The sequence below is a fragment of the Streptococcus sp. HMSC072G04 genome, assembly GCF_001813295.1.
Lineage (GTDB): Bacteria > Bacillota > Bacilli > Lactobacillales > Streptococcaceae > Streptococcus.
In genome coordinates this window covers 1-16,033 of sequence record NZ_KV812032.1, presented here as the reverse complement: position 1 = coordinate 16,033, position 16,033 = coordinate 1, and the positions used below count along the sequence as shown (strand labels likewise).

The window sequence follows — 16,033 nt, the reverse complement described above, 5'->3', positions numbered from 1 at the left end:
CTAACGGAGCGAGACGGACTGAAAGTCACATAGTAAAAAAATATCTGAGTGATCCATGTTCACTCAGATATTTTTTATTGTCTTAATTGTGAAAAGACTTCCCCAATTTTTCCTTCGATAACTAGGTCTGCTTGCTTGTCTTGTGGGATACTGGTTTTATTGATAACAACCAGCTTCTTCCCTTGGAAATACTGGATCAAGCTGGCTGCTGGGTAGACCACAAGAGAGGTACCACCGATAATCAGCAAATCAGCCTCTTGGATGGCTTGGGCTGCTTGGCTAAAGACGTCCATATCAAGAGGCTCCTCGTAAAGAGTCACATCAGGCTTGACCACCTTGCCACAGTCCAGACAGTGTGGAACCGGGCCTTCCAAAGCTAGAAAGGCCTCCAAATCATAAAATCGCTGGCAACCCGTACAGTAATTGCGGTCGGCACTGCCATGGAGCTTCAAAACTTTTTTAGAACCAGCCATTTCATGGAGACTATCAATATTTTGTGTCACCACTGCCTTGAGCTTACCAGTCTCTTCAAGCCGAGCCAGATACCGATGAGCTGCATTGGGCTTGGCATCTGGGTAGAGCAAGTACTTCTTGTAAAAGTCGAAAAAGTCCTCTGGATAGCGTTCAAACATGGTATGGGAGACCAATTGCTCAGCTGTTAAATGCCGTCCTACCTGAACGCTATAGACACCGTCTGAACTTCGAAAATCTGGAATATTTGACTCCGTGGAAACTCCTGCCCCACCGAAAAACACGATCCGTTGACTCTGGTCAATCATCTCCTGTAATTGAGCAATCTTATCCATCTACTTCTCCTTTAGTAGCTTTTCCATGACAGCATTGGCCTGATCAAAATAAAAGTTAGCTTGATCATAATGGATGCCTGTGTAGCTTGCAAGGTCAATCAAATTCTTCATAAAATCTTGAGAAGAGAAACCTGTCGTCCGGTGGAGCTCTTCCTCATCAAAAGGCTTGATCAAGTGGGCCAGGGGGTTGCGAACTGATTTTTCTAACTCCCGCAATTGTTGGGCCGCAACTTTGACGCTATCTGGCAAATCCAACTGCACAATCAACTCCGTCAAACTGGACGAATTGACCACACTTTCGCTGTGGAATTGCTGCAGGATAGGGTTGTCGGACGCATGCAGGCTCTCAAACTTCCAACGGTCATAACTCGATTCTTTGGAGTTATGAATATAGTTGGTAATATCAGGAATTTTCAACTGAATCAATCGCATAAAGATCCGATAGATGGCTGGGCTGACGGCACGAACAAAGTCAATAATCTGCTCATTTCGCAACTTCGCCTCTAAGTCATAAAGGTAGTTGGCCAACTGTTCATCTTCTGGATCTTCATGCCAAAAAAGCTGAAAACCAGTCGCTTCTAGCAACTCGGTTCTCAACTTTTGATTCATGACGGGTTGGATATTGAGCTCTCGACGCTCCGCCATTAACTGCAGTAAGCTCGCAAGCAAATCCGGTACTTCTTCCTGCTGCTTGATAGAACGCAGAGCCCGGCTGTAGTGATAATTTTGGAGATCATAGAGCCATTCATCATGAAAGAATTTTGCCATTAGTCTGCAATCAAGGTCTCAAGACCAACTTTCATCATGTCTGTGAAAGTAGTTTGACGTTCTTCAGCGGTTGTATCCTCATCTGGATTAACCAAACTGTCTGAAATCGTCATGATAGCAAGCGCATCGACATGGTGTTGAGCAGCAAGATAGTAAAGGGCTGCTGCTTCCATTTCTACAGCTTTCACACCCCATTTACCAAGCTCGATGTTCTTTTCACCATAGTTTGAATAGAAAACATCTGATGACAAGACATTGCCAACGTGAGTCGTCATACCAAGGTCTTTGGCAATGTGGTAAGCCTTGTCTAAAAGATCAAAGCTAGCGATTTGAGGGAAATCGTATTGAGGCCAGTCGTTGCGGATGATGTTTGAGTTGGTTGCAGCTGCTTGTGCCAAGACCAATTCACGAACATGCACATCCTCATTCAAAGAACCAGCCGTTCCCACACGGATCAATTTCTTCACGCCATAGTCGACAATCAACTCACGCGCATAGATGGAGATCGATGGCATCCCCATTCCAGTCCCCATGACAGATACACGGTGACCCTTGTAAGTCCCTGTGTAACCAAACATGTTACGGACTTCGTTGAAGCAAACAGCATCTTCAAGGAAATTCTCAGCAATAAATTTCGCACGAAGAGGATCCCCAGGAAGAAGAATTTTATCAGCAATTTCACCCTGCTTAGCAGCAATATGGATAGACATAGTTTATGATACAAAGAGCGACCAGAAAGCGACTGAAAATTAGGAATCTGACGAGAAATCCTGATTTCTCAGTCAGATTATCTATTTTCCGAGCTTTCCGCTCGTGTTCAAATCAGAACACATGCTCTACCTTTCTTTTTTATTTTTTAGAATAGGCATTAAAGAGACAAAGTAAAAATAGGAAACTGACGACGCATCGCAGATGCTAGACAGTTTATCTTTTTTACACAGTTCTCCGCCCGTATTCAGTTCAGCGAATACGGTTAACCCATCCTTTCTATTTTTATTGAGTAATCAGGAGAGCTTTCCGCTCGTGTTCAAATCAGAACACATGCTCTACCTTTCTTTTATATTTATTTTGTTAATGAATCCAAAAACGCATAGAGTTTGGCATTCATTTCTCGATAATCGTAAGCACGAATGGCTTGATGGTTTTGAACAAAGGTCAATTTTTGACTTTGTTCTTCCAAAACAGCTTCACCGTCTGCAGCAATCAAGAGATCGACTGCTTCTGGATCAAATTCCAAGTGGGCTTGGAAGGCATAGTGTTTAGGACTGAAGCGAATAATCTGACGTGGACACCCTTGACTGGTCGCAAGAACAACAGCATCTTCTGTCAATCCGGGCATATCACCATGCCAGTGACCAGTTTCAAGAGTTTTTCCAAACTCACCGACATGTGGATCTGTGAGTCCTTCAGGCGTCAAGGTCACAGGATAAACCCCAATCTCACGTTCCGGACTGTGCTCATACTTCGCTCCATAGGCAACAGACAGGAGCTGGGCACCAAGGCAGACCCCAACAATATAACGATCTGCCTTGATGGCTTTTTGAATCAACTCGATCTCTGCCTGAGGATCGTAGTATGGAAAAGCTTCTCGATCTTCATCTGGCGATTGAGGTCCTCCCATGACGATCAAAAAGTCGATCTCATCCACTGTCTCTGGTAGAGCTTCATTCTCATAGACTTTGGTCGTGGTCACTTGATGGCCACGCTCCTGCGCCCATTTTAGATAAGCGCCCGGCACTTCAAAGGTTTCATGCAGTACCAAATGTACCTTCATCGTTTCTTCTCCCATCTCTTTCGAATCACATAAGACAGACCAGCCGCAAGTACAAGCGGAATAGTCAAATTCCAAGTTTGGCCTGTAAATCCAAGGCTCAGGGCAATGGCTGTCAGAGGAGCTTCTAGGGTCGTCCCTAAAAAGACTGTCGCTCCTAGTAACATCCCTAGAGCAGGATCCAGATGAATCCCAAGGACTGTCAAAAGCAAGGTCACTAGGTAGCCAGAACCAATCCCAAGGGCAAATGATGGTGTCAAGGTACCCCCATAAGCACCATTGCGCAAGAGGAGATAAACCAGAAGCCCCTTCACTGCAAGACTCAGTGGAAGATAAGGAATCGGCTGGCTAGACAAGAGGGCTTGCGCTAGTACCTGGCCATTTCCCATAAAGATAGGGAAAAAGGCTACTAGGCTCCCCAGCACTAGAAAGGCTAGAGGAAGAGCCCAAAGAATCGTCCCATATTTCGCCCGTTTGTGACTAGCCCTCTTGGCGAGGAAAGCAAAGACCAGAGCCAAGGGAGTGACCAAGAAAGCAATCACAATAGCCTGTAAGAAGCTGCTAGCCGACCATGAAACTGCGGACAGGTGATAAATGGCCTCCTGACCAACGATGGGCTGAGCGACCCAGGTGGCCAGATAAGTACTGGTCAAAACCAATAGAAGATTCTGCCAACTGTAGGCGAGTCCTAAGGTCTCAAAGACGAACAAGCTACTGGCAAAGGGGACCTGATAAACCGCAGCCAAACCAGCTCCAGCACCACAGGCGATCAAGACTTTTCGCTCTTTAAGAGCTAGAGAAAAACCTTTCGCCAAACGACCAGCTAGAAGAGCCCCGACCTCACGTGGGGCTCCTTCTTTTCCGACCGATGCGCCTGCTCCGACAATTGCCACCTGCATCCCTGCATGAAGGAGGTGGGCTAAGGGCGCTGGTTCCCTGTCTCCTGCTAAGTCAATTTGCTGACGAATAGACAGGATCTGATAACGCTTTTGCAGGACATACCAGAAGCCAGCTGCCAAGCACCCAGTCACACACAAGACCAGAAATCTACGGAGACCTCCAGCTTCTTGAAATTGCTGGAGCAAATCGGAACTAGCTTTGCCAAAAGCCAGCTCTTGCAACCCTTCTAGTAGATAATGACAGGCAATTCCGACCAGGCCCGTCCCAATCCCTAATGATAAGGTGGCTAGAAGCAACCTCAGTCCGTAGGGCAGACTTTGGAGTCGTACTTTCATTGGATTAGAGTTCAGCAAGAATCGCTTTCAGCAATCCTTTGAAGTCGCCTTTGACGCGCTCTGTCACTTCTACCACTTCTTCGTGGTTGAGCTCTTCTTGGAAACCAGCCGCAAAGTTGGTAATACATGAAATACCAAGAACCTTCAAGCCAGAATGCGCTGCAATGATGACTTCAGGAACAGTTGACATTCCGACAGCATCTGCACCAAGAGTCTTAAACGCACGGATTTCAGCTGGAGTTTCATAGGTAGGCCCAGTCACACCGATATAAACCCCATCATCCAATTTGATACCCAATTTGTCAGCTACTTTGTGGGCGATTTCACGGTATTCAGGTGTATAAGCTTTCGACATATCTGGGAAACGTGGACCAAAGTCATCCAAATTTTCACCGATCAATGGGTTTTGACCAGTCATGTTGATGTGGTCTGTGATGGCCATCAAAGTACCAGGACCAAAGCCGATACCACCGGCTGCGTTGGTAACAAGAACCCCTTCACAGCCCAAAACTTTCATGACACGAACTGGGAAAGTCACCACTTCAAGTGGGTTTCCTTCGTAGAAATGGAAACGTCCTTGAAGGGCCAAAACCTTACGTCCAGCAAGCTCACCATAGACCAATTTACCCGCATGGCCGACAACCGTTGAACGACCCCAGTTTGGAATTTCAGAGTAGTCAACTACGACTGGATTTTCGATTTCTTCAGCCAGTTCTCCAAGACCTGATCCAAGGATCAAGCCAAACTCAGGTGCTTCCATTCCTTTGCCTTTCAAAAAAGCAGCTGTTTCATTGATTTTTGCTAATAATGTCATTGCATATCTCCTTTATGATTTCCTTAAAAATTGGCCAATTTTGTCAAATGTATTGGCATTGCGAATGGTCAACAGACGGTAATCCGGCATCTTGAGGACTTGTCTGTGGTAAGCGGTCTTTGTATAGATCTCTTCTGAGTATTTGCCCCAGTAGATCCCTAGATTCCCACGATGGATGATTTCATCACCGAGCGAAAAAGAGGAGACCAACTCCCAGACAGCATCCTGATTGAGGTCTTCTGTGTAAAAGAGAACATCCTTGCGGGCCAGATCCTCCTGCCACCAGGCTGGTAGAGCAGCGAGATCTTGCGCATAGTCCTCAGCCGAAAAGAGAGAAAAAGACTGGATAAAGGGATAGGAATCATGAAAGAAATGTCCCAGCAAATCTACCAATTCTGCTTTAGAACCAGCAGATTCAAAGAAGATATTGCCACTATTGATGTAGGTCTCTACCCCATCCAGCCCGATCGTTTGGAGCTCCTCTCGAAGCTCTGCCATCACGACCTTGTTTTTCCCGCCAACATTGATCCCTCTTACGAGGAGAGCGAAGCGTGTCATCTTAGTTCAATTTGTCTAAGAAGCTTTCACCGATCATGGCTTTTTCAACACCAAAGTTCTCTGCAATCGTTGCAGAGATATCAGAGAAATGTCCGACTGGAATCACACCTTTGCCCTTGAAGGATGGGCTATAAGCCAAGAATGGGATGTATTCACGCGTATGGTCTGTACCAGCATAGGTTGGGTCATTCCCGTGGTCTGCAGTGATCATCAAGAGGTCATCTTCACGCATAGCTGCAATGATTTCTGGCAAGCGTTCGTCAAATTCATGCAAGCAATCGCGGTAGCCATGAGCATTCCGACGGTGACCGTAAAGAGCATCAAAGTCTACCAAGTTGGTAAATGAGAACCCTTCTTGGAATTCAGGAAGCCCCATCGTCTTAATCAAGGTATCCATACCGTGGCTATTTGATTTGTTGTGGCCCATATCGTGGTTGATACCAGCTCCGTTGAAGATATCGTTGATCTTACCAACTGCATAAGTATCGATACCTGCTTCGTTCAACTTGTCCAAAACAGTTGGCGCAAATGGTGAAACAGCCAAGTCACGACGGTTGGCTGTCCGTGTGAAGTTTCCAGGTTCCCCAACATAAGGGCGGGCAATGATACGTCCTAGAAGAGCTGGACGTTCCAAAGTAATAGAACGAGCGTATTCACAGATACGGTAGAGTTCATCCAAAGGAATGATGTCTTCGTGAGCCGCAATTTGAAGAACAGGGTCTGCTGATGTATAAATGATCAACTCGCCAGTTTCCATTTGACGTGGTCCAAAGTCATCGATGACCGCTGTACCAGAATAAGGTTTGTTGGCTTCACGGATGACCTTACGTCCTGAGAATTCTTCAATTTTAGTCAAAATTTCTTCAGGGAAACCATTCCAGAAGGTATCAAAAGGTTCTGTAATGTTGAGCCCCATGATTTCCCAGTGACCAGTCATGGTGTCTTTCCCAAGAGAAACTTCTTGCAATTTTGTCGCATAACCAGTTGGGTTGCTTTCAGCTGGCACAGTCTTCAATGGTACTTCACGAGGAATATTTCCAAGACCGATTTTCGCCATGTTTGGTACATTCAAACCGACGGTTTTAGAGATGTGTCCCAAAGTATCAGATGCTCCATCTGGAACTCCTGCATTGACAAAGTTATTGGCATCTGGTGCAGCACCGATCCCAACTGAATCCAGCACAACTAAGTGCATGCGTTTAAATTTTGACATATACTGCCTCTTTCCTTTATTAAACTAGCTATATTATACCATATCCCTATAAGAAGAGAGCCGTTATTTGATCCGAGGCTGGGACAAAAGTCCTAGCCTCTCAATTATTTTTGGATTGTCGAGCAAGACGCAGTGGTTGAGTGGGCTCTACTACGCTGATTTCATCAGCTTTTACAGCCCTACTCAACTGTGCGGAGGTGGGACGACGAAATCGAATTCTAACGAATTACCGATTTCTGTCCCACTCTCTATTTTTCTATGATGACAGGTCCATCTGGTGTCCCTACAATCACTTTTGAAATCATGTTCAAGAATAAACCGTGCTCTACGACGCCTACGGTGTGATCCAGTTCATTGGCCAGAGCTTCTGCATCCTCAATCACCTTGAGATCCAAGTCAATGATAAAGTTGCCTTGGTCGGTGACAAAACGTTGGTCATCCGCGATACGGAAAGCAGGATGGTAACCTTTTTGTTCAAAGTGACGGAAGAGATTTTCAGCTCCGTATTGCACCACTTCCACTGGAAGTTTGAAAGCCCCAAGAGTTGCGACTTGTTTAGATTCATCTACGATCCAAATGCAATCTTTTGAATTAGTTGCGACGATCTTTTCCATGAGGAGAGCACCACCGCCACCTTTGATCCCGTTTAATTGAGGATCCACTTCATCTGCGCCATCCACTGTTACATCGACCACTTCAACATCGTCGATAGCCTTGAGCGGAATGCCTAAACTTTCAGCCTGATCATAGGTCACACTCGACGTCGTGACAGCTGTGATCTGCAATCCTTCTTCTTTGATGCGACGACCCAATTCAGCCACAAAATAATAAGCAGTTGACCCTGTACCGAGACCGACAATCATGCCGTCTTTGACAAACTCAGCCGCCTTAATTCCTACCTGTTCCTTTAGGTTTACCATCATAGACCTCCTTTTATATTCTATTACAGTATAGCATATTCTGTAAGAGATTTCACTAATTATTTGAAAACCTTTCCATCTTTTAGTTCTAAAAGCAAAACCTTGCCCGTCCGCTGACTTTACGATAGAATAGAGATGAATCTACAGGAAAAGAGAAATGACATGATTACTAAAGAATTTGATACCATTGCTGCCATCTCGACCCCTCTTGGTGAGGGGGCTATCGGGATCGTCCGCTTGAGCGGGACAGACAGCTTTGCCATCGCGCAAAAGATCTTCAAAGGGAAAGATTTAAGCAAGGTCGCTAGCCACACCCTCAACTACGGCCATATCGTAGATCCAGATAAGGACGAGATTCTTGACGAAGTCATGGTTGGAGCCATGCGCTCGCCAAAGACCTTCACCCGTGAGGACATCATCGAGATCAATACCCACGGCGGGATTGCCGTAACCAATGAAATCCTGCAATTGGTCATTCGTGAAGGCGCTCGATTAGCTGAGCCTGGTGAATTTACCAAGCGGGCCTTTCTGAACGGTCGGGTCGATTTAACCCAGGCCGAAGCCGTCATGGACATTATTCGCGCTAAGACCGACAAGGCTATGAACATCGCCGTTAAGCAACTCGATGGTTCCCTGTCTGACCTCATTAACAACACGCGCCAAGAGATCCTCAATACCCTGGCCCAGGTCGAAGTCAATATCGACTATCCTGAGTACGATGATGTCGAAGAAGCAACCACTGAGATCATCCGCGAAAAGACCAGTGAATTTGAAGCCCTTTTGACCAACCTCCTCAAGACCGCCCGTCGCGGTAAGATCTTGCGTGAAGGGATCTCTACTGCTATCATCGGCCGCCCAAACGTCGGCAAGTCTAGCCTCCTCAACAACCTCCTGCGCGAGGAAAAAGCTATCGTGACCGATATTGAAGGAACCACCCGTGACGTTATCGAAGAATACGTCAACATCAACGGCGTTCCCCTCAAACTAGTCGATACGGCCGGGATCCGGGAAACCGAAGACATCGTTGAGCAAATCGGTGTCGAACGGTCGAAAAAAGCCCTCAAGGAAGCTGATTTGGTTCTTCTGGTCCTCAATGCTAGCGAGCCCTTGACCAACCAAGATCGCCAACTCCTTGAAATCTCTCAAGACAGCAACCGCATCATTCTCCTCAATAAGGTCGATCTCCCAGAGAAGATCGAAATCGACCAACTGCCGGAAGATTACATCAAGATTTCTGTTCTGAAAAACCAAAACATCGATCAAATCGAAGACCGGATCAACGCCCTCTTCTTTGAAAATGCTGGGCTGGTTGAGCAAGATGCGACTTATCTTTCTAATGCTCGTCACATCTCCCTCATCGAGAAAGCTGTTGAAAGCCTGCAAGCGGTCAACGAAGGCTTGGCCCTCGGTATGCCAGTAGACCTGCTTCAAGTCGACCTCACCCGCACCTGGGAGATCCTTGGAGAAATCACAGGGGATGCTGCTCCAGATGAGCTCATTACCCAACTCTTCAGCCAGTTCTGTCTTGGTAAATAAATCTATTTTAATATCATATACTCTTAGAGACTTTCCTTAGGTGAGTACGGACGTCAGCGAACTTCGAAGAAGTTCCATGACTTAGTTTTGAATCTAACGTTTCAAAACTCCCGAGTGCTTGAAACAACAATGTTTCAAGCACTTTTCTCACGGCGGAAAGTCTCAAATATTTCTTTCAAAATAGAATTTAGTTTACAGCTATAGTATCACTCAGTTTATACAAAAGTAGAAAAACAATGTGTCCAAAATAACAAAAATGCGTATGTGTGCAAACATACGCATTCTTTTTTTGTTTTATTTTGCTTGTTCTAATCGCTCGACGGTCTGATACGCTTGGTAGATCAGGAAGAGCCCAGTAGCATTCAAGACTGGAATCGCAATCGGCAACTCGGTCACGATTTGTGAGAAGGGTGAATTGCCAACAAAATGGAGTCCGAATCCAGCTACTAAGTATCCCCAGCCTACTAGACGTAGATCCTTACGTCCTCTGCTTGCTTGGACAATTAGGAAGAGCCCCAGCATGACAAGGCCTGTGTAGACCCAGTGAGACATGGGTGCATTGGCCACACGACCGAGAATCCCTGACACCGTATAAGAGAAACCTTCCGGCAGATCCTGACGGATATAGGCAAAGTCCTCCACGATCTGGAAACCAAGACCAGAGGCAATCGCCAAGAGGAAGATCGACTTGATGCGACGGACACTGAACAAATAGAGGACAAAGAAGATGGGAATCAACTTAAAGGGTTCCTCAAAGAGTGGCGCAGCGATGGCACTCTCGTACTGGTTCCAAAATTCGCTATTGGGAGCGATCGCTTGAATCATGTCATGGAAATAGGTATTGGCAAAGCTAGACAACCAACCGGCAACAAAGCCCCCACCTAAGAGAGAAAAGAGAACCGGTACCCAAGACAACTTCCACTTCTTGGCAAAATGAAAGAGAGCCCAAACAGCAGGAAGTGCGTAGACCAAAAGGATCAAGGTCGAAAGTCCCACGATCCCGTACTGGCTGCCAGACATCCAGCCTTCTGTCAGTGATTGGGTCTCATAGGCCAGTCCAATCGCTAGCAAGAGTAAATACAAAAACAAAATCGATTTGCGTTTCATAAAAGACCTTTCTAAAGTGAAATGAAAAAGGCTGGAAGCCCAGTCTTTTCCGAGTACTATCATTGTAACAGGATCAGCTTAAAAAAACAATAAACTGAGCTCTCAAATCCAGCTCCTACTTCAATACGGCTAGGATCTGACGAAACATGTCTGGATCTCCGTCCGGCAATGTCACCGTTTCAGCATGGTCCAAGATCCCTTGGGTAAATTGCGTCATAAACTCTTCACTATTGAGTTCATCAGCAGACTGTTGCCAGTGGCTCGGTACAGGGTAGATCGTGACTGTTCCATCACCGTTGGATGCATAAGTGATATTTCCTTCAGCTGAATAAGAACCAAACAGATGACGCACATCTTTTGGATAATCAACGCCCAAGCCACCATTATAAATCTTAGTTCCAGCTGCACTATTTGAAATATTTAACTTGGAAGGAACGTTCTTAATCACATAAGCCCAGACACGCGCAGCTTCGACCTGAGCATCGGTGTAGCCTGGATAATCATTCTGATCCGTCTTCTTCGAAGGCTTGACTTCGCTATCCGATCGAGTATTCCACTTCTTGGCCTTACTCGTCTTAGACGTACTACTGTTATCGTCTGTATCTACTTGCTCCCGATCTTTCGGTTGCTCTTTCTTGCGATAGTAGAAATTGTCATCATCGCCATAAGCCGGTGACTGACCAGCCCAGATCCGATCCTTGGACTTATCCGAAGCATCGTCTTTGCCCGCTTTCTGACCTTTTGGAAGAAGCAAGAGACCGTAGCCTCCAACACCCGACTTGGCACTAACCGTCATCTCAGCGATCTGGTCCTTCTGCTTAAAGCTCGATGCATCAAGCTCAACATCCTCGCTGACCAAGCCCTTGTCATCAAAGACCAGCTCATTGCCACGCCCATCGATCCAAGTCCCCTTGATACTCGAGTAGTCCTTAGCCTTGATGGCTTTCAAATCCATACCAGACTGTTTCTTTTCCGAAGTGCTGGACTGCTGGGTATCCGAACTCTTAGGCGGCACCGTCCTCTGAGGACGACCACACGAAGCCAAGACCAAAGCAGAAAGCAGAATTACCAAACCTTTTTTCATATCAATCTCCCTTCACATACCTACTATTCTAGAAAAATAAGAAAGGAGAGTCAAGAAAAAGCGGAGGGGGAGAATCAATTAATGACCTAAAAGTCTGTAAAATTATGATTTGAATTTCTCAAGAAAAAGAAGCTCAATGTATTGAGCTCCTAGACCATCATTTTTTTGTTTTTCTTATTTTGGGACCGTTCGAAACAACAAAGCTCTATAACTAGAAACATTGATACTATCAACTCCACACATCCCACATAGACAGTTTCCCTTATGTTTTTTAATATTCTTCAAAACTAAATCTTATACAAATTATTTAATTTTTCTAACTCTAATATATTCATACATACTTCTACTCCAGTAACTACCCCCTTGCTATGAATAAATCCACAAGAAAACACAATCCTCTCCTTACTCAAAATATTTGTCAATACTACTAATGCTTCTAAAACATAATCCTCTATTGTAATAAAACTATTATTTTCATCTTTCAAAAACTTTATAAATCCAATATCCTTACACCTATCACCAAAATAAAACCTAAGTGATTTTAAATAATAATCAAAAAACACATCACTCTCCATAGAAAATCCCTTCATTTTTAAAATATTCTATTATATCATACAAAAAATAAGTTTTGTGACCATTCGAAACAACACAGCAAGTTAAAATAAGGCTTTGTCCGTATCCGACTTGAAAAAGTGTGCACCGATTCGGTGCTTTTTTGTCTTGTTTTATTTATCTCTAATCAGTCATTATATTAACTTTATTTTACTCCTTCCTTCTTCAAAAATCAATTCATTATATCTAGATATTCCATCAATTGTTAACTTTAAATTTACAAAAATTCGCATTCACGAGTTACTTTAGATGGTGGATAAACTCCTATTTATATAACATTTCCCATTTATTTTCTGTAGAGACTTTCCGCTGTGAAAAAAGTGCCCTAGGCTCAAGAATTAGTCACGGAACTTCTACGATTTCTAGTAACCCAAAAATGTTTTTGAGCTAATCATTGTCAATTATGTACTTTATTTAAGTGAAAACTAAAAATTTTTCAATTGTACATTCATACAAAAACACGGCTCATGAATCATGGCCGTGTTATATTTTACTTAAGCTAGTTAGCTAGTTCTCTTAGTTAATATTTACATACCTTTTATTTGCTTTAATTCCTTTATCTCTTTTAGAATACTAAAAATATAGAAACTAAATAGAACTATACCTAAAAAAGATAAAACAAAGAAACCAGACGTAAGTTTTTCGCCTCTAACAGCTAGTACTCCAAGGGAAAAAATACCGATAGCCATTATGGAAATTATGAGGATAAACCACAAGTAAATCATATAAAACTTATAAAGATAGCAAAAGGACTTATTTTTTTGTTTAGGCTTATCCTTCCATTCTAAACAAAAGAAATAAGGTATAAAAATAATTAAAATAAATAGAAATTCCATTTCTATCACAACCTCTCATCTTATTCCCCTTAATCAAATACATAATTTATAGCATATTAAAACTTTTTATTTAGGCAAACTAATAACAAAAACTAAATGTAAAATCATTCGTGAATCAATTCCTCAATTTCCTTTATCCCTTCAAACTCTCCAACACTTTCGAAAAGTTCTATAGCTCGTTTGAAATGTCTATTGGATAATTCCGTATCTTCCAAAGCTAAATAGATTTCACCTAACCCTCTATAGCTACAAGCTTGAGAAATCACATCATCAGTTTCTAAAGATTGTTCCAGTGACAGATTCATGAATGTAAGAGCTTCATCAAGATTGTTTAATTTCAATCTCAAATAGCCTTGTTCGTAGTTATTCACAGCTTTCTTTAGATTATCATTGGGAAAATGCTCTTCAATTATCTTCTCTTCATCTTCAATGAGCTTTAAAGCCTTATGAAAATCACCCTGATCTCTGTAGATCATAGCTAATTGATGTAATCCAATGTGTTCATGTTCTTTGTCTTCATTTTGTTGAGCTAATAAAATGTATTTCTCAAAGATACGGGTACACGAGGCATAGTCTTTTTCTGCCAATAATAAATACCCCATCAGATTTAAAAGGCTAAAATCTGTACAGGTATCAATGGAAAACTCTTGTTCAACCAACTTTTTAGCTTCTGATGTTTTTCCCTCCAGAAACAAGTCCCAAGCCACATCAATTTTAGAAACCATCTATTTTCCCCTTTACCTATAAACAACCTTCATAAAATAAAATCACTCAATAAGAATATGCTAAATCCTATCTTTATAAATTTAATCCACTAGGCTAAAGTATAGCAAAAAGCCCAAATAACTACTATTTGGGCAAAATGTTACTTAGTTTCTTTTTAAACGAGCAATGAGTAACTTAATAAGATAAGCTAGAACTACAAGTGCTACTACGCGTGATAATAGATAGAAAATAGAATAAACAAAATAGATTTGCATATCTGACACCTCCTAAATAAAAGAGATTAACCATCTTGTCCTCAATATTATTGTACTCCCGTTTGAAAGCGACGTCAAGCGTTATGATAAATAGTATCAACATCTAGAATGAAGTTAAAACCTACAAAAAGCAAAATAAAACAATCTGTTTCATTTTGAAATCCTTTAACGATTGTAAAATATATCCTATTTTAGAAGAGGTACGTAAGAAGTTATCAATTTAGATAATGTCAAAGCAAGAGAGAAATATAATTAGTAAACATAAAGACAATATTTTTTACATTTTTTATTATACTTTTATTAGTATAATTGGTAAAATCTTAATTAATAAAAATTATGGTCTATCTACTATCCCGATTACCTTACAACACAGGTTGATTGAATAGGATTAGATAACCGAAGTAATGTTGAAACGAATGGAGGGGGCTAATATTAAGAATTTAATAAGTGATCAAATGTCTAATAGACAAATCATCAAAGACTTTATTAGTAGTTTTATTAGTTCTTTAAGTGGAAAAGCTTTTAATTTTGCTTTAGGATTAATGTTACTGGACCAAACAAAATCGGCAATGAGTTTTGGAATCAATATGATCATCTATCCTTTAGTTAGTTTGATTTTCTTGGTTCCAATCGGTAATTTAGTAGACCGATACCGTCATAAAAAGATCTTAATTTATAATTTTATTTTTAGACTTATTATCTTTCTTCTGTTTTATGCATTTTATTTTTTAACGAATTCATCTACTATCTTATATTTAGTAATTCCGTTTGTCATACTTCACTCTGTCACAGTTAACATCAATGATACTTGTTATTCAGCCTCTATCCACGAGTTAGTAAATGATACAAAAATTCAACGATTAAGCTCTGTTACACAAACCGCCATTGCTATCGCAACCATGCTTTCCCCAGCTATTGGAGTCATTCTTTATAATTGGTTAGGCTTCTCAGGCTTTATTCTTATAGAAATCATTGCAAATATCCTTTCTTTAGGTGTCTTACTTACCATGAAATTCTTCTATGAACACGAAGAGCAAGAAGCTAAGATTAAACAGAATGAAAAGCATCAACACGGGGTCAAAGAAATTATCCAATTCTTAAAAGAAAATCAGATTGTCAAATATATTATTCTTGTTAGTGTTGTACTGAATTTTTTCTATACTTCCATTAGCATTGGAGTGCCATTTGTAGTCAAAGAGCAACTCTTATTAGATAATGCAACAGTAGGTATCCTAGAAACAATGTCTGCAGTTGGAATGTTATTAGCCAGTGTGTCTATGTCACTATTGCCAGACAAAAAAGAAAATAATACACTTCTCTCTAATAGAATTCGCATTCCACTTTTTCTTCTAACCATCGCAATCGTTGGTTTGGGTATTACATTTGCAACTACTAACACCCAAGTGATTATTTCTTCCGTTGGCGGTTTATTTATGGGAATTATCGCATTCACTCTTGTTATTCTAAATATTGTCGTCATGACCTATCTTCAAAGTAGCATTGAAACAAATTATTTAGGAAGAGTAATGAGTACTTTGTTCACACTAAATACGTCTATCATGCCGATCGGTACCATTGTATTTACTTATCTATTTCAAAAGGACATAAACGGAGGTCTTATATTCATATTTGGAGGTGTTTCTCTCCTGATCTATACCGTGATAATGTTACCTCGAATCTATAGAATACTCAAAAAAGAACACATTTATTGACATTGAAACAAAAGCAGTACTAAAACGTAAAACGAAAAAGACAAGGATAAATGTACTGACCCCAAAAAGTTAGACAAATAA

The 16,033-nt window shown here is 42.0% G+C and carries 15 protein-coding genes; 2 read left to right on the top strand and 13 right to left on the bottom strand.

The genetic code is table 11. The features are described 5' to 3' along the window. Window positions 1-74: 74 nt before the first annotated feature. The 9 genes from HMPREF2904_RS06750 to rpiA all read right to left on the bottom strand — a co-directional run bounded on the left by HMPREF2904_RS06750 (window position 75) and on the right by rpiA (window position 8,085). On the bottom strand, window positions 75-806 hold the full coding sequence (locus tag HMPREF2904_RS06750; RefSeq protein ID WP_070661239.1) for an NAD-dependent protein deacylase: 732 nt from the start codon (window positions 804-806) through the stop codon (window positions 75-77). Further along, window positions 807-1,574 carry a hypothetical protein gene (locus HMPREF2904_RS06745; protein WP_070661236.1) on the bottom strand — a complete coding sequence of 256 codons (768 nt, stop codon included), beginning with the start codon at window positions 1,572-1,574 and terminating at the stop codon, window positions 807-809. Further along, a complete protein-coding gene (deoD, locus tag HMPREF2904_RS06740; protein ID WP_070586244.1) occupies window positions 1,574-2,284 on the bottom strand; it encodes a purine-nucleoside phosphorylase in 711 nt (236 codons plus the stop codon). Before deoD ends, HMPREF2904_RS06745 begins: the two co-directional genes overlap by 1 nt. Window positions 2,285-2,637: 353 nt before the next feature. After that, complete coding sequence (locus HMPREF2904_RS06735; RefSeq protein WP_070661233.1) at window positions 2,638-3,348, bottom strand: type 1 glutamine amidotransferase; 711 nt, start codon at window positions 3,346-3,348, stop codon at window positions 2,638-2,640. After that, entirely contained in the window at window positions 3,345-4,580 is a 1,236-nt protein-coding gene (locus HMPREF2904_RS06730; RefSeq protein ID WP_256263254.1) for a chloride channel protein, read from the bottom strand. The genes HMPREF2904_RS06735 and HMPREF2904_RS06730 overlap by 4 nt, the downstream gene beginning before the upstream one ends. Window positions 4,581-4,584: 4 nt before the next feature. After that, window positions 4,585-5,394 carry a purine-nucleoside phosphorylase gene (locus HMPREF2904_RS06725; RefSeq protein WP_070661230.1) on the bottom strand — a complete coding sequence of 270 codons (810 nt, stop codon included), beginning with the start codon at window positions 5,392-5,394 and terminating at the stop codon, window positions 4,585-4,587. 12 nt (window positions 5,395-5,406) lie between these two features. Continuing rightward, window positions 5,407-5,952 carry a DUF1697 domain-containing protein gene (locus HMPREF2904_RS06720; RefSeq protein WP_070661227.1) on the bottom strand — a complete coding sequence of 182 codons (546 nt, stop codon included), beginning with the start codon at window positions 5,950-5,952 and terminating at the stop codon, window positions 5,407-5,409. A 1-nt stretch (window position 5,953) separates the two neighbouring features. Next, the gene (locus HMPREF2904_RS06715) at window positions 5,954-7,165 is read right to left on the bottom strand and encodes a phosphopentomutase (RefSeq protein ID WP_070661224.1); all 1,212 of its coding nucleotides are present in this window, start codon (window positions 7,163-7,165) and stop codon (window positions 5,954-5,956) included. Between the two features lie 248 nt (window positions 7,166-7,413). After that, window positions 7,414-8,085, bottom strand: coding sequence for a ribose-5-phosphate isomerase RpiA (gene rpiA, locus HMPREF2904_RS06710; protein ID WP_049497341.1), 672 nt, complete (start codon window positions 8,083-8,085; stop codon window positions 7,414-7,416). Window positions 8,086-8,247: 162 nt separating this feature from the next. Here rpiA and mnmE point away from each other — a divergent pair, with 162 nt between their 5' ends. Next, window positions 8,248-9,621 carry a tRNA uridine-5-carboxymethylaminomethyl(34) synthesis GTPase MnmE gene (gene mnmE / locus HMPREF2904_RS06705; RefSeq protein WP_070661222.1) on the top strand — a complete coding sequence of 458 codons (1,374 nt, stop codon included), beginning with the start codon at window positions 8,248-8,250 and terminating at the stop codon, window positions 9,619-9,621. Window positions 9,622-9,915: 294 nt separating this feature from the next. Here mnmE and HMPREF2904_RS06700 read toward each other — a convergent pair whose 3' ends face one another. From HMPREF2904_RS06700 to HMPREF2904_RS06680, 4 genes are all read right to left on the bottom strand, one after another. Continuing rightward, a complete protein-coding gene (locus HMPREF2904_RS06700; RefSeq protein WP_070661220.1) occupies window positions 9,916-10,728 on the bottom strand; it encodes a PrsW family glutamic-type intramembrane protease in 813 nt (270 codons plus the stop codon). Window positions 10,729-10,843: 115 nt separating this feature from the next. After that, the gene (locus HMPREF2904_RS06695; RefSeq protein WP_070661216.1) at window positions 10,844-11,812 is read right to left on the bottom strand and encodes a DUF6287 domain-containing protein; all 969 of its coding nucleotides are present in this window, start codon (window positions 11,810-11,812) and stop codon (window positions 10,844-10,846) included. 287 nt (window positions 11,813-12,099) lie between these two features. Beyond that, window positions 12,100-12,402, bottom strand: coding sequence for a hypothetical protein (locus HMPREF2904_RS06690; protein WP_042760006.1), 303 nt, complete (start codon window positions 12,400-12,402; stop codon window positions 12,100-12,102). 962 nt (window positions 12,403-13,364) lie between these two features. Further along, window positions 13,365-13,985 carry a tetratricopeptide repeat protein gene (locus HMPREF2904_RS06680; RefSeq protein ID WP_070661213.1) on the bottom strand — a complete coding sequence of 207 codons (621 nt, stop codon included), beginning with the start codon at window positions 13,983-13,985 and terminating at the stop codon, window positions 13,365-13,367. A 710-nt stretch (window positions 13,986-14,695) separates the two neighbouring features. Between HMPREF2904_RS06680 and HMPREF2904_RS06675 the strand changes: the two genes are divergently transcribed. Then, window positions 14,696-15,952 (top strand): MFS transporter, encoded by a 1,257-nt coding sequence (locus HMPREF2904_RS06675; RefSeq protein ID WP_256263253.1) that lies wholly within the window; start codon window positions 14,696-14,698, stop codon window positions 15,950-15,952. Window positions 15,953-16,033: the final 81 nt, after the last annotated feature.

What these genes read in the sequence shown, in the direction of transcription:
- HMPREF2904_RS06715 (WP_070661224.1), bottom strand. Translation starts at nt 7,165, where the DNA reads ATGTCAAAATTTAAACGCATGCACTTAGTTGTGCTGGATTCAGTTGGG.
- HMPREF2904_RS06700 (WP_070661220.1), bottom strand. Translation starts at nt 10,728, where the DNA reads ATGAAACGCAAATCGATTTTGTTTTTGTATTTACTCTTGCTAGCGATT.
- HMPREF2904_RS06690 (WP_042760006.1), bottom strand. Translation starts at nt 12,402, where the DNA reads ATGAAGGGATTTTCTATGGAGAGTGATGTGTTTTTTGATTATTATTTA.
- HMPREF2904_RS06725 (WP_070661230.1), bottom strand. Translation starts at nt 5,394, where the DNA reads ATGACATTATTAGCAAAAATCAATGAAACAGCTGCTTTTTTGAAAGGC.
- HMPREF2904_RS06745 (WP_070661236.1), bottom strand. Translation starts at nt 1,574, where the DNA reads ATGGCAAAATTCTTTCATGATGAATGGCTCTATGATCTCCAAAATTAT.
- HMPREF2904_RS06750 (WP_070661239.1), bottom strand. Translation starts at nt 806, where the DNA reads ATGGATAAGATTGCTCAATTACAGGAGATGATTGACCAGAGTCAACGG.
- HMPREF2904_RS06675 (WP_256263253.1), top strand. Translation starts at nt 14,696, where the DNA reads ATGTCTAATAGACAAATCATCAAAGACTTTATTAGTAGTTTTATTAGT.
- HMPREF2904_RS06730 (WP_256263254.1), bottom strand. Translation starts at nt 4,580, where the DNA reads ATGAAAGTACGACTCCAAAGTCTGCCCTACGGACTGAGGTTGCTTCTA.
- deoD (WP_070586244.1), bottom strand. Translation starts at nt 2,284, where the DNA reads ATGTCTATCCATATTGCTGCTAAGCAGGGTGAAATTGCTGATAAAATT.
- mnmE (WP_070661222.1), top strand. Translation starts at nt 8,248, where the DNA reads ATGATTACTAAAGAATTTGATACCATTGCTGCCATCTCGACCCCTCTT.
- rpiA (WP_049497341.1), bottom strand. Translation starts at nt 8,085, where the DNA reads ATGGTAAACCTAAAGGAACAGGTAGGAATTAAGGCGGCTGAGTTTGTC.
- HMPREF2904_RS06695 (WP_070661216.1), bottom strand. Translation starts at nt 11,812, where the DNA reads ATGAAAAAAGGTTTGGTAATTCTGCTTTCTGCTTTGGTCTTGGCTTCG.
- HMPREF2904_RS06680 (WP_070661213.1), bottom strand. Translation starts at nt 13,985, where the DNA reads ATGGTTTCTAAAATTGATGTGGCTTGGGACTTGTTTCTGGAGGGAAAA.
- HMPREF2904_RS06720 (WP_070661227.1), bottom strand. Translation starts at nt 5,952, where the DNA reads ATGACACGCTTCGCTCTCCTCGTAAGAGGGATCAATGTTGGCGGGAAA.
- HMPREF2904_RS06735 (WP_070661233.1), bottom strand. Translation starts at nt 3,348, where the DNA reads ATGAAGGTACATTTGGTACTGCATGAAACCTTTGAAGTGCCGGGCGCT.